At 69.4% G+C, this 12784-nt stretch carries 13 protein-coding genes and 1 tRNA gene; 3 read left to right on the top strand and 11 right to left on the bottom strand.

Going from position 1 to position 12784, the window contains the following annotated elements:
• Window positions 1–12: 12 nt before the first annotated feature.
• From EDF24_RS00745 to EDF24_RS18965, 3 genes are all read right to left on the bottom strand, one after another.
• Window positions 13–333 carry a hypothetical protein gene (locus tag EDF24_RS00745; RefSeq protein ID WP_123656333.1) on the bottom strand — a complete coding sequence of 107 codons (321 nt, stop codon included), beginning with the start codon at window positions 331–333 and terminating at the stop codon, window positions 13–15.
• Between the two features lie 181 nt (window positions 334–514).
• A tRNA-Lys gene (locus EDF24_RS00740) sits at window positions 515–587 on the bottom strand.
• A gap of 54 nt (window positions 588–641) precedes the next feature.
• Complete coding sequence (locus EDF24_RS18965; protein ID WP_165931368.1) at window positions 642–803, bottom strand: hypothetical protein; 162 nt, start codon at window positions 801–803, stop codon at window positions 642–644.
• Window positions 804–929: 126 nt separating this feature from the next.
• Here EDF24_RS18965 and EDF24_RS00735 point away from each other — a divergent pair, with 126 nt between their 5' ends.
• The 3 genes from EDF24_RS00735 to EDF24_RS00725 all read left to right on the top strand — a co-directional run bounded on the left by EDF24_RS00735 (window position 930) and on the right by EDF24_RS00725 (window position 3547).
• A complete protein-coding gene (locus EDF24_RS00735; protein WP_123656332.1) occupies window positions 930–1559 on the top strand; it encodes a DNA-directed RNA polymerase subunit beta in 630 nt (209 codons plus the stop codon).
• Window positions 1560–2057: 498 nt separating this feature from the next.
• Window positions 2058–2657 (top strand): ECF RNA polymerase sigma factor SigK, encoded by a 600-nt coding sequence (gene sigK / locus EDF24_RS00730; protein ID WP_123700815.1) that lies wholly within the window; start codon window positions 2058–2060, stop codon window positions 2655–2657.
• Window positions 2654–3547, top strand: a complete 894-nt coding sequence (locus tag EDF24_RS00725; protein WP_123700814.1) for an anti-sigma factor domain-containing protein — start codon at window positions 2654–2656, stop codon at window positions 3545–3547. Before sigK ends, EDF24_RS00725 begins: the two co-directional genes overlap by 4 nt.
• A gap of 201 nt (window positions 3548–3748) precedes the next feature.
• Here EDF24_RS00725 and pstB read toward each other — a convergent pair whose 3' ends face one another.
• The 8 genes from pstB to EDF24_RS00685 all read right to left on the bottom strand — a co-directional run bounded on the left by pstB (window position 3749) and on the right by EDF24_RS00685 (window position 12775).
• On the bottom strand, window positions 3749–4528 hold the full coding sequence (gene pstB / locus EDF24_RS00720) for a phosphate ABC transporter ATP-binding protein PstB (RefSeq protein ID WP_123700813.1): 780 nt from the start codon (window positions 4526–4528) through the stop codon (window positions 3749–3751).
• A gap of 31 nt (window positions 4529–4559) precedes the next feature.
• Complete coding sequence (gene pstA / locus EDF24_RS00715) at window positions 4560–5639, bottom strand: phosphate ABC transporter permease PstA (RefSeq protein WP_123700812.1); 1080 nt, start codon at window positions 5637–5639, stop codon at window positions 4560–4562.
• Window positions 5640–5653: 14 nt separating this feature from the next.
• Complete coding sequence (pstC, locus tag EDF24_RS00710) at window positions 5654–6604, bottom strand: phosphate ABC transporter permease subunit PstC (RefSeq protein ID WP_123700811.1); 951 nt, start codon at window positions 6602–6604, stop codon at window positions 5654–5656.
• A gap of 86 nt (window positions 6605–6690) precedes the next feature.
• On the bottom strand, window positions 6691–7800 hold the full coding sequence (locus EDF24_RS00705) for a phosphate ABC transporter substrate-binding protein PstS (protein ID WP_123700810.1): 1110 nt from the start codon (window positions 7798–7800) through the stop codon (window positions 6691–6693).
• Window positions 7801–8055: 255 nt separating this feature from the next.
• Window positions 8056–9051 (bottom strand): NUDIX domain-containing protein, encoded by a 996-nt coding sequence (locus EDF24_RS00700; protein WP_185021529.1) that lies wholly within the window; start codon window positions 9049–9051, stop codon window positions 8056–8058.
• The gene (locus tag EDF24_RS00695; RefSeq protein ID WP_123700808.1) at window positions 9048–11213 is read right to left on the bottom strand and encodes an RNA degradosome polyphosphate kinase; all 2166 of its coding nucleotides are present in this window, start codon (window positions 11211–11213) and stop codon (window positions 9048–9050) included. The genes EDF24_RS00700 and EDF24_RS00695 overlap by 4 nt, the downstream gene beginning before the upstream one ends.
• Window positions 11214–11281: 68 nt before the next feature.
• Entirely contained in the window at window positions 11282–12091 is an 810-nt protein-coding gene (gene mshD, locus EDF24_RS00690; protein WP_123700807.1) for a mycothiol synthase, read from the bottom strand.
• A complete protein-coding gene (locus EDF24_RS00685; protein WP_123656322.1) occupies window positions 12092–12775 on the bottom strand; it encodes a response regulator transcription factor in 684 nt (227 codons plus the stop codon).
• Window positions 12776–12784 lie beyond the last annotated feature (9 nt).

Here is a 12784-nt window from a genome sequence, read left to right as displayed (position 1 = left end):
GCCGGCCGGTCGTCAGCCGCGGCGCATGCGCAGGGCTTCGACCGCGAGCGACTCGGAGTCGTAGCGGCCGATCTCCTGGGCCCAGGCCGGGTCGTCCCCGCGGAGGGCGATGAACTGCTTGCGCTGTCGGCACACGTAGCCGAGCACGCTCGAGCCGGTGGCGACCTCGGCGAAGTCCTTGCGGATGTGACGGGTCGTGACCTGCGCGTTCCGGCGGAGCGTGTCCAGCAGCAGCTGGTCGCTCATGGTGGTGCCGGTCGCTGCGGCGAGCTCCACGATGCGGCGCGCGTCACCGGTGGTGCTGGTCTGCGTGGCGTCGATGTGCTCGATCACGGTGTACCCCGTTCGTTGTCGTTCCAGGTGGTGCTCGTGACCCACGAGGAGTGGATCCGGGAACGACACTATCGGCGGCACCCCAACAGTCCGCTGAACGGGACCTGAACTGTGCAGTGCGCTTGCCATGAGCAGCCTGAGGAGCACTTGTACCCCGAGGTGGCGACGACGGCGACGAAGGTGGGCCCCGTGGGGCTCGAACCCACGACCCTCGGATTAAAAGTCCGGTGCTCTACCAACTGAGCTAGAGGCCCTCACCCGCAAGGTTAGCGGGCGAGGGCCTCCAGGTCAGACCGAGGTGCGGTGCGTCAGCTCCGGCGACCGGTCAGTGTCCGCAGCAGCCAGGCGATGATCGCGATGACGAGCAGCACGACACCGACCCAGAGCAGGAACTTCAGGCTCGCTGCGAACCCGCCGACGAACAGCAGGATGACGGCGATCACGGCCAGGATGATGAGCAGGGCGTTCATGAGGGTCCTCTCCTTCAAGTCCGGGAGGAGTGCCTCCCTCGCCGGAGAACGGTACCCGACGGGGGCGGCCCGTGTTCGGGGCACAGGAACGGCGGGCGTGTCACCGGCGACGCCTACACTGCTGCGGTGCCTCGCGATCACCACCGTCCAGTCCACTTCACCGACGCCGAGTTCGCCGCCATCAAGGGCGGCGAGGACCCCGCGCTCGTGAACCGTGTCGCGCACGAGACCGCGAACGCGCTGCTCCACCGCGTGCGGCAGGACCCGGACCCGGCGGTCGTCGAGCGACTGGTCACCTACACGGACGTGCACGGCATCGAAGCGGTCGCGGAGCTGTGGGCACGCGTCGGGGCGCACACGCTCCCGGGTGCGCTGTGGCGGATCTACCTGATGCGCACGGTGATCCGGCAGAACCCGGACGAGATCGCGTACCTCTTCACCCGCGGCACGGAGCGCATCGGCACGATCGACCAGGCCGTCGCCGGCGCCGAGCAGCCGACCGGGCCTGCGGAGATCCTGACGCTCGCGGACAGCATCCTGCACGGCCTCTACACGGGCGACTTCGCCGTGGCGCTCGACCGCGGTGCGGCGTTCTGTCGGCTCGCGGCGGCGGGGGCGACGAGCGTCGCGGACGACTCCGACCTCACCGCTGAGGAACGGGCCAGCGTGCTGACGGTCCGGGCGTTCCGCCTGGCCGAGCTCGCCGAGGACCTGTCCGCAGCTGCTGCGCTCTGGCGACGCGACGCCCTGGACTGATCTCGAGCCGGACGCGGGTGACGCGTCGAAGCCGAACCGAGCCTCCCGGCCGGAACGCCGGAACGCCGGAAAAGGGCAGAGAAAAACCGGGCCGCAGAAGCGCCTCTCGGCGCGAGGCCGCTCGAAGCGGCGAATTTTGGAGCCCGGGGCTTGCTGCGGCCCGGCGAGATCGATTCTACGAGACGCGAGCCGTGCGCGCGCCCCTGTTCACTCTCGGTGGACACCGGACCGCCGGGCGCGGCGGCGAGACGGCGCTGCAGGACCCGCGACGAGAAATCCGGGAGCCCGGGCAATCCGACCGGGCGAGGGTGCCGAATCATCAGCGTGTGACGAAGATCCCATGGGTCGTCACACGGCGAAGGTCCTCCCGTGCGACTCGACCCGGCTCACCCGGCCGGAGTAATTCCCTGCGAGTCGCGCGGGAGACCCCGTCCCAGTTCCCGGCAGCGCCTGACGCGTATGTCGGACCCCCGAGAACCGGAAGGAGGAAAGTCTGCAATGCTTGCACTCGTGGAACGCGACACGGACGGCTGGAGCTCTGCTGAGCCAGCAGCCGCATCGCCGGATTCCCTCCTCCTCCGCGTCGCCCAGGGCGACCAGCAGGCCTTCTCGGAGCTCTACGACGAACTCTCCGGTCGTGTCCTCGGACTCATCACGCGGCTCCTGAAGGACCGCGCCCAGTCCGAAGAGGTGGCGCAAGAGGTCTTCCTCGAGGTCTGGCAGCAGGCCGCCAAGTTCGACACCGCTCGCGGCAGCGCCGCCAGCTGGGTGCTGACGATGGCCCACCGCCGTGCGGTCGACCGGGTCCGCGCCGCGCAGTCCTCCCGCGACCGGGACACGAAGATCGGCATCCGCGACTTCGAGTCCGGCTTCGACCAGGTCTCCGAGTCCGTGGAGATCCGGATCGAACACGAACGCGTCAGCCGGGCCCTCGGGCGGCTGACGGAGTTCCAGCGCCAGGCAGTGCAGCTGGCCTACTACGGCGGTTACTCGCACAGCGAGATGGCCGAACAACTCGGGGTGCCGATCGGCACCGTGAAGACCCGTCTCCGTGACGGGATGATCCGACTCCGCGACGAGATGGGGGTGACGTCATGACCACCGACCGGCACGACGACCCTGCACTCATGACCGGGTCCCACGCACTCGATGCCCTCAGCGACGCCGAGCGTCGCGAGGTCGAAGCGGCACTCGCTGCTTCCCCGGAACTCCTCGCCGAGGCCGACTCGCTCGCCGAGACCGCACGGGCACTCGCCTACGCGGTCGAACCGATCGAGCCCCCCGCGTCGATGAAGGCGGCCCTGATGGCCGCCATCCAGACGACCCCGCAGGTCGCCGCGGACCCGGCACCGGTCGCAGCACCGGCTCCGTCGTCCGCACCTGCTTCGGCCCGGCACGCAGCCGGCCCCGACTCCGGACCGGAGGCCCCCAGCGCCTCTGTCACGTCGGTCACCTCCGGTGGCGGTGCGGCCAGTGCCGCTGCTCGCCGTCGCTGGTTCCAGCGTCCGGCGGCGATGCTCAGCGCAGCAGCCGCGGTCGGCGTGGTGTTCCTCGGCGTCGGTCTCGGCGTCGGCGGTGTCATCGGCAGCGGTGACGCCGGCCCGGGTCCCAGCACCTCGCAGGCAGCGTCCGGCCTCGACCAGATCTACGCGTCCGCCGACTTCAAGCGGTCCACGTCGCCGGTCACCGGTGGCGGAACGGCCACCGTGGTCTGGTCGGACCAGCTCGGCAAGTCCGCGGTCATCCTCGACGGGGTCAAGGCCGCGCCGAAGGACAAGACGTACGAGCTCTGGTACATCGGCTCCGAGGAGTCCGGCGGCACCATCGAGTCCGCTGGTCTCATGAACGACGTGGACGGCGGTGTGCGCTCGGCGGTGCTGAGCGGCGCGAAGTCGAGCGGTGCGACGATCGGCATCACGGTCGAGCCCGCCGGCGGCTCGAAGCAGCCGACGACGACCCCCATCGTCGCGGTCCCCACCTCCGCGTAGCGCGGCCGCGCGCGGGGCTGCCCGCAGCGCGCTCGACGCCGTCGCTCGACGCCGAACGACGAAGTCGCTGTCGTACGACAGCGACTTCGTCGTTCCTTGCGTCCGCGGGCCCCGCGCCGCCGCAGACGACGACAACGCCGATGTCGTCCGACATCGGCGTTGTCGTTCTGGGTCAGCGGGCACCCGCCCCCCGCCCCAGGATCAGCCGAAGCGGCCCGAGACGTAGTCCTCGGTGGCCTGCACGGACGGGTTCGAGAACATCGTCGCGGTGTCGTCGAACTCGATGAGCTTCCCGGGCGCCCCCGTGCCGGCGATGTTGAAGAACGCCGTCTTGTCGCTGACGCGGGACGCCTGCTGCATGTTGTGCGTCACGATCACGATCGTGAAGTCCTTCTTGAGCTCCTCGATGAGGTCCTCGATCGCCAGGGTCGAGATCGGGTCGAGCGCCGAGCAGGGCTCGTCCATGAGGAGCACGTCGGGCTGCACTGCGATCGCACGCGCGATGCACAGCCGCTGCTGCTGCCCGCCGGAGAGCCCCATGCCGGGCTTGTCGAGGCGGTCCTTGACCTCGTTCCAGAGGTTCGCACCCTGCAGGGAACGCTCGACGATGTCGTCGGCCTCGGAGCGGGAGATGCGCTTGTTGTTGAGCTTCACACCCGCGAGCACGTTGTCCTTGATGGACATCGTCGGGAACGGGTTCGGCCGCTGGAAGACCATGCCGACCTGACGGCGGACGATGACCGGGTCGACGCCCGGCGCGTACAGGTCGTCGCCGTCGACCTTGACCGACCCCTCGACGTAGGCGCCGGGGATGACCTCGTGCATGCGGTTCAGCGTGCGGAGGAAGGTCGACTTGCCGCAGCCGGACGGGCCGATGAACGCGGTCACGGTGCGGGGCTCGATCGTCATGTCGACGCCCTCGACCGCCTTGAACTTCGAGTAGTAGACGTTGAGGCCGTCGACCTCGATGCGCTTGGACACGGTGTTCCTTTTCCTGGGGGACGAACGCGCGCTAGCGCGACAGCTTGGGGGCGAAGAGACGGGTGATGAACCGCGCGAGCAGGTTCAAGACCATCACGATGAGGATGAGCACGAGTGCGGCGGTCCAGGCCCGGTCGACGAACGGTACCGGGTTGGCGCCCTGCTGCGAGTACTGCGTGTAGGCGAACACGGGCAGGGTCATCATCGGGTTGCCGAACAGGTCGTAGTTCATGCTCGTGGTGAACCCGGCGGTGACCAGCAGGGGAGCGGTCTCGCCGATGACGCGGGCGATGGCGAGCATGACGCCCGTCGTGATGCCGGCCAGGGACGTGGGGAGGACGACCTTGATGATGGTGAGCCACTTCGGCACCCCGAGCGCGTAGGACGCTTCACGGAGCTCCATCGGGACGATCTTCAGCACCTCTTCGGTGGAGCGCACGACGATCGGGATCATCAGCACCGCGAGGGCGACCGAGCCGACCAGCCCGAAGCGGGCACCCGGGCCGAGGAACAGCGCGAAGAGCGAGTACGCGAAGAGCCCGGCGACGATCGAGGGGATGCCCGTCATCACGTCGACGAAGAAGGTGATCCCGCGTGCCAGGACCCCGCGGCCGTACTCGACGAGGTAGATCGAGGTGAGCAGGCCGATCGGGACGCTGATCAGCGCCGCGAAGAGCGTGATCTCGAGCGTGCCGATGAGGGCGTGGAGCGCACCGCCGCCGACGGAGATGACCCCGCGCATCGAGTACGTGAAGAACGCGGCGTCGAACCGGGCGAGCCCGTCCGCGAGCACCGTGTAGAGCAGCGACACCAGCGGCAGCACCGCGATGACGAAGGCGGTGACGACGAGCGAGGTGACCAGGCGGTCGACGGCCTTGCGTCCGCCCTCGACGATCCGGGAGACGACCACGATGAGGACGTCGAAGAGGACCGTGCCGAGGAACAGTGCGGCGACGACGTTGAAGTCCTTGACCGAGCCGCCGGCGTTGAGCAGGGCGAAGACCAGGGCCAGGGCGACCCAGCTGCCGCCGAGGAGCAGCCACGGCACGGACTTGTGCAGCTTGCCGTTGGCGAAGACGTTGCCGCCGGAGGACCGGAGTGCGAGGGACATCGGGGTGCGACCTCTCAGCTGACGCGCCGGCGGACGATGTACCGCGCGAGCATGTTGATGACCAGGGTGATGACGAAGAGGATCAGGCCCGAGGCGATGAGCGCGTTCAGGGCCGTACCGGACGCCTCGGCGAACTGCAGCGCGATGTTCGCGGCGATCGTCGAGGGGTTGAGCGAGCCGATCAAGTTGAAGGTGACCTTCGTGGACACCGACAGGACCAGGGCGATCGCCATCGTCTCGCCGAGCGCACGACCGAGGCCGAGCATGATCGCGGACACGATGCCGGACTTCGCGAACGGCAGGACCGACAGCCGGATCATCTCCCAGCGCGTGGCACCGAGGGCGAGTGCGGCCTCTTCGTTGAGGGTCGGCGCCTGCAGGAAGATCTCGCGCATCACGGCGGTCATGATCGGGATCGCCATCACCGCGAGCACGATCGCCGCGGTGAGGATCGTGCGGCCGGTGCCGGAGATCTGTCCGGAGAACAGCGGGATCCACCCGAAGTACTCGTTGAGGAACGCGTAGAACGGCTGCACGAAGCGGGCCAGGACGACGATGCCCCAGAGCCCGTAGACGACGGAGGGGACCGCGGCGAGCAGGTCGATCACGTAGCCGAGCACCGGCGCGATGCGGCGCGGTGCGAAGTGCGAGATGAACAGCGCGATCCCGAGGGACAGCGGGACGGCGAAGACCAGCGCGAGGAACGCGGACCAGACGGTGCCGAAGACGAGCGGCCCGACGTAGTCCCAGAAGTTGGCGGCCTGGTTCGGGAGCTCGCCGGCCGTAGCGGTGAAGGCGGGGATGCTCTGCCAGACGAGGAACGCCGCGACGAGGGCGAGCACCACCAGGATGAGGCCGCCGGAGAGGACCGAGGCGGCGGAGAAGACCCGGTCGCCGACGCGCACGACGGCCTTCGGCTTCGACGGGGTGAGCGATGACCCTTGCTGGAGGGGTGCGGTCGTCATGGGAGGTGGGACTCCTGTCGGGAGACGGGGAAGTGCCCGGATGCCGGTCGGGGGTGACTGACCGGCATCCGGGCTCTCAGGAGGTGTTACTTGATGGACGCGACCGCGGTGGCGGCCTTCTTCGCGAGGTCGCTCGAGAGGGCGGCCGACTTGGCCTCCGTCGCTGCGGCCTTCTGCGCGTCGTCCGAGACCACGTAGGTCAGGTACGACTTGACGAGGTCGGCCTTGTCCGAGTCCTTGTACTCCTGGCACGCGATGGCGTAGGAGACGAGGACCAGGGGCCATGCGCCCTTGGCGGTGTCCTTGCGGTCGATGTCGATCGCGAGGTCGTTGTCCTCGCGGCCGGCGGCGACGTCGGAGTCGGCGACGACCTGCGCGGCACCGTCGGCGGAGATCTTGGTGGCGGTGTCGCCGACCATGAGCTTGGCCTTGTCGAGGTCACCGGCGCCGGAGTCGTCGATGTAGGTGATGGCGTTCGAGGCGCCCTGCATGGCCGAGGCCACACCCGAGGTGCCCTTCGCGCTGTCGCCGACCTGGTACGGGTAGGTCTGGCTCGGCGCTTCGGTCCACACGTCGCCGGCGTTCGCCGAGACGTACTCGGAGAAGTTCTGGGTGGTGCCCGAGTCGTCGGAGCGGTGCACGACGGTGATGTTCGCGTCCGGCAGGTCGGCGTCCTTGTTGAGGTCCGCGATCTGCGAGTCGTTCCACCTGGTGATCTTGCCGGAGAAGATGCCCGCGATGGTCTTCGCGTCGAGCGTCAGGTCCTTGACGCCGTCGACCTTGTAGGCGATCGCGATCGGGGAGATGTAGACCGGGATGTCGATGGCCTTGGAGTCCGCGGCGCAGAGGCCGAAGGAGCCGGAGAGCTCGTCGTCGGACAGCGCGGCGTCGGAGCCAGCGAAGTCCGCGGCACCCGAGATGAAGTTCTTGCGGCCGGCGCCGGAGCCGTCCGGCGAGTAGTTCACCGTGACGTTCGAGGCCTGGTCCTGGAAGCCGGCGGCCCACGTGGCCTCGGCGGTCTGCTGGGCGGAGGAGCCCGAACCGGTGAGCGTGCCGGAGAGCTTCGAGTAGTCGACACCCGAGGCCGAGGCCGACGTGGTGCTGCCCGCGCCGCCTTCGTTCGCCGCGCACGAGGAGAGCACGACCGCGCCGGCGATCGCGATTGCCGCGACCGTGCCGATTCGCTTGATGTTCACAGGGGTCCCTTCGGGGGTGGAGTGCAGGTGGGACCCTTGGTGGTCCCGCGGGCCGGTGCCGACCCGCGAGCGACTGTAGGGACGCGAAGTGACCGGGATCACGCGCCCCGGTGAACGGCAGGTGAACGAGGGGTTGTCCCGGCAGCGGCGCGGTCGGCCGGGAGGCGCGGCTCGCCGCGCGCACGCCGAAGGACCCCGCCAGGTGGCGGGGTCCGGGGCCGTGCGCGCTCCGCGGAGACCGGGTTGCGGTGCGCGCTACGCGGAGACCGGGTTGCGGTGCGTCTCCACCGCGACGAGCTTGCCGTCGGCGATGTGCAGCACGGCGAAGTCCCCGACCGAGAGCATCGCGGCACGACGGAGGTCGAAGCGCGCGGCGTCGCCGGCGGCGTCGGTGTCCGCGGCGCCGTTCGTGCCGGGGTCGGTGTCGCCGGCGGTCTCGGTGGCGATGCGGGCGATGATCTCCGGCAGCACCGGGCCGTGCGAGCACAGCACGGCAGTCTTGCCCTTCGCGAGGCGCTTCCGCACGACGCCCTTGACGTCGGCCGAGCCCTGGTCATGGGCGTCCTGGCTGATGTCCGGTGTGCTCGCAACGCCGATCTTGGTCTTGTCGGAGAGCGGCTCGACGGTCGCCAGGCACCGCGCCGCCGTGCTGCTGACGATCTTGCGCGGGCCGAACGCGGCGACCGGGGACGCGACGGCCTTCGCCTGGGTCCGGCCGACGGGCAGCAGCGGGCGGGTGGCGTCCGGGCCGTGCCAGTCCGAGCCGGGGGTGGTCTTGGCGTGCCGCAGGGCGATGAGCGCGAACGTGTCGTGTGCGCCCCGGGCGGCGCGGTCGGCGAAGCGGTCCAGGATCTCGACGTCCCGGAGGTAGGTCAGTCGGGCGCGGGCGTCGTCGATGGTGACCCACTCGATCGCGGCGACCTCGGCGTTGGGCTTGAACTTCCCGGCGCGCTGGTGTTCCTTCGCGCTGACCCGTGCCGCCCAGTAGTGCACGACCTTGTCGCGGCCGTTCGGCAGCACGTACTCCGCGGTGCCGAGCGGTGCGCCGAGGTGGACGCGGTAGCCCGTCTCCTCGTCGATCTCCCGGACCGCGGCGGTCGGCACGGCTTCGCCCGGGTCGACCTTGCCCTTCGGGAAGGAGACGTCCTTGTGGTGCTCGCGGTGGATCAGGAGCACGAGCGGGACACCGTCCTGCTCACGCCAGACCACCGCTCCCGCCGCGAGGACGGGACCCGTTGGTCCCCCGCTCACCGAGTGGAGCGCTTCCGGGACGAGATGTTCCGCATGAGGACATTCTGCACGTCGTCGAGGGGTCGGCCGTCGTCGTCGGTCGAATGACGCGTCCATTCGCCGTCGGACTCGAGGTGCCACGAGCTGGTCGACTCGGCCATCGCGAGGTCGAACATCTCGGTGACCTCGTTCATGTGGGCCGGTTCGGACAGGCGGACCAGGGCCTCGACGCGACGGTCGAGGTTGCGGTGCATCATGTCGGCGCTGCCGATGAAGATGAACGGGTCGCCGTCGTTGTGGAACGCGAACGCCCGCGAGTGCTCGAGGTAGCGCCCGACGACGCTGCGCACCCGGATCGTCTCACTGACGCCTTCGATGCCCGGCTTCAGCGAGCAGATGCCACGCACCCAGATGTCGATCGGCACCCCGGCCTGGCTGGCGAGGTAGAGCGCGTCGATGATCTGTTCGTCGACCATCGAGTTCACCTTGATCCGGATACCGGAGGGCTTGCCGGCGCGGGCGTTGTCCGCCTCGACCTGGATCCGCTTGAGCAGCCCCTTCCGCAGGTGCAGCGGGGCGACGAGCAGGCGCTTGAACTTCTTCTCGATCGCGTACCCGGAGAGCTCGTTGAACAGGCGCGTGAGGTCCTTGCCGACGACGTCGTCCGCGGTGAACAGCCCCATGTCCTCGTAGATGCGCGAGGTCTTCGGGTTGTAGTTGCCCGTGCCGATGTGGCTGTAGTGCTTGAGCGTGCCGCCTTCCTGCCGGATGACGAGCACGAGCTTGGAGTGCGTCTTCAGCCCGACGAGGCCGTAGACCACGTGCACGCCGGCCTTCTCGAGCTTGCGGGCCCAGGTGATGTTGTTCTGCTCGTCGAAGCGCGCCTTGATCTCGACCAGCGCGAGGACCTGCTTGCCCGCGGCGGCCGCGTCGATCAGGGCTTCGACGATGGGGGAGTCGCCGGAGGTGCGGTACAGCGTCTGCTTGATCGCGAGCACGTGCGGGTCGGCGGCGGCCTGCTCGAGGAAGGCCTGCACGCTGGTGGCGAAGGACTCGTACGGGTGGTGCACGAGGACGTCCTTCGCGGCGATCGCGCGGAAGAGGTCGGGCTTGGTGTTCGGCTCGCCCGGCTGGAACTGCACCGGGGTGGTCGGCACGTGCTTGGGGTAGTGCAGGTCCGGCCGGCTGATCTTGGAGATCTCGAACAGGCAGCCGAGGTCGAGCGGCGACGGCAGCCGGTAGACCTCCTGCTCGGTGATGTCGAGTTCGCGGACGAGCAGGTCGAGCGTCACCGGGTCCATGTCCTCGGTGATCTCGAGCCGGATCGGCGGACCGAAGCGACGGCGCAGGAGCTCACGCTCGAGGGCCTGGATGAGGTTCTCGGCCTCGTCTTCCTCGATCTCGACGTCTTCGTTGCGGGTGACCCGGAACACGTGGTGCTCCAGCACTTCCATCCCCGGGAAGAGGTCGTCGAGGTGGTTCGCGATGAGGTCTTCGAGCGGGATGAAGCGCATCCGCCCGGAGTTGTCGTCGGGCAGCTTGATCAGCCGGGAGAAGTTCTGCGGCACCTTGAGGCGCGCGAACTCCTGCCGCTGCGACTTCGGGTTGCGCACGCGCACCGCGAGGTTGAGCGACAGCCCCGAGATGTACGGGAACGGGTGCGCCGGGTCCACCGCGAGGGGCATCAGCACCGGGAAGATCTGCTCGGCGAAGTACTCACGCATCCGGAGCCGGTCGGCCTCGGCCAGGTCGGACCAGTGCTCGATGTGGATTCCAGCGGCATCCATGTCGGGCTTGAGCGACCCGATGAACGCCTGCGCGTGCCGGTCCTGCAGCTCGTGGGCCTTCTTCGCGATGTCCCGGAGCACGTCGCTCGGCGCACGACCGACGTTCGTGGGGACCGCGATCCCGGTGTCGATGCGGCGCTTCAGCCCGGCGACCCGGACCATGAAGAACTCGTCGAGGTTGGACGCGAAGATCGCCAGGAAGTTGGCGCGTTCGAGCAGGGGGACGCTCCGGTCCTCGCCCAGCTCGAGCACGCGCTGGTTGAACCGCAGCCAGCTGATCTCACGGTCGAAGTACCGGTCCGTCGGCAGCGACTCGTGCTCGACCTCCACGACCTCGTCGAAGTCGTCGAGGTCGTGCGAGACGGATTCGCCGTCGAGCTGCGGTTCGGTGTCCATGTGCTCATCCTGCCACCCGGGTGCTGCTGCCGCGGGGGCTGTGGACAACGGTGGACAGCGGTCGAAGGTCAGGGGGCGGCGTACTGCACGTCGATCGCGTGCTGGGTGAACCCGGACCGGCGGTAGAGCGCCAGCGCGGGTTCGTTGTCGCCTTCGACGTAGAGCGCAGCGGTCGTGACGCCCCGCTCCTGCAGGCGCGCGAACCCGGCGCGCATCAGGACGCCACCGATGCCGTGGCCCTGCAGGTCCGGGCGCACGGCGACGGCGTAGAACTCGCCGATCCCGTCCTCGACCTTGAGCCAGCAGGACCCGGCGAGTGCCCCGGAGGCGTCACGGAGCAGCAGCAGGTCGTCGGCGTCGAACCACGACTCCGTCTCCCTGGCGCGGAGGTCGTCGAGCGTCATCGACCCCTGCTCCGGGTGCGACGCGAACGCCGCGGCGTTGAGTGCGAGCCAGTCGGCCTCGGGCGCGGCGGCCGGACCGGTTCCGCTCGTGAACGCGGTGAGCACGGACCCCGACGGGAGGCTCGGGTGGGGCACCGACGTCGGCACCGGAGCGCGCAGCTGCAGCAGCGTCCTGGTGGCAGCCCATCCGTAGCGCGTCGCGATCGCCCGCGCCGCCGGGCTGTCCCCGTGTGCCCAGGCCAGCCGCGGCGCGGCCCCGCCGTCCAGCGCGAGCGCCCGGTCGACGAGCCGGGTCCCGACGCCCTGACCACGGGCCTCCCGGCGGACCACGAGCTCCAGCTCGCCCTCCCGGACCACCGCGACCCCGTCCGGTTCCTCCAGCACGAGGGCGCGGCCCGCGCGCACGTCGACCAGGGTCTGGTCGGAGAAGGGGGGAGCCTCTCCCGGGACGTCGAAGCGGCTGAGGTCGGGCACCTACTGCCCCATGAGTCGTTCGGCCTCGTCGTCGTAGACGTTGAAGCGGTAGCCGACGTTCCGGACCGTGCCGATGAGCGACTCGAGGTCGCCGAGCTTGGCGCGGAGCCGTCGGACGTGCACGTCCACGGTGCGGGTGCCACCGAAGTAGTCGTAGCCCCAGACCTCGGACAGCAGCTGCTCGCGCGTGAACACCCGCGACGGGTGCGTGGCGAAGAAGCGGAGGAGTTCGAACTCCTTGAAGGTGAGGTCGAGCGGCTTGCCGCGGACCTTCGCCGAGTAGCTGGCCTCGTCGATGACGACGCCGGACGCCTGGATCTTCGACCCGGTCTGGTTCTTGGCCGCGCGCCCTGCGCTGAGGCGGATGCGGGCGTCGACCTCGGCCGGGCCGGCGCTCTCGAGCACCACGTCGTCGATGTTCCACTCGCTGTTGACGGCGGTCAGGCCGCCCTCGGTGACCACGAGGACGATGGGTGTCGTCGAACCGGACGTGGCGAGGATCTTGCACAGGGCCTTCGCACTGACCAGGTCGGTGCGGGCGTCCACGAACATCAGGTCGCTCTGCGGTGCGTTCACCAGTTGTGCGGCTTCGGCCGGCACGTGGCGGATCCGGTGGCTCAGGAGGCCCAGGCTCGGCAGGACGTCGCCGGGCGCAGCCGAAGTGAGTACCAGGAGCTGTGCCACAGGACCTCC

The organism is Curtobacterium sp. PhB130 (assembly GCF_003755165.1).
Classification (GTDB): domain Bacteria; phylum Actinomycetota; class Actinomycetes; order Actinomycetales; family Microbacteriaceae; genus Curtobacterium.
The sequence above is the reverse complement of the archived record's forward strand: the minus strand, read 5'-3'. Positions and strand labels throughout refer to the sequence as shown.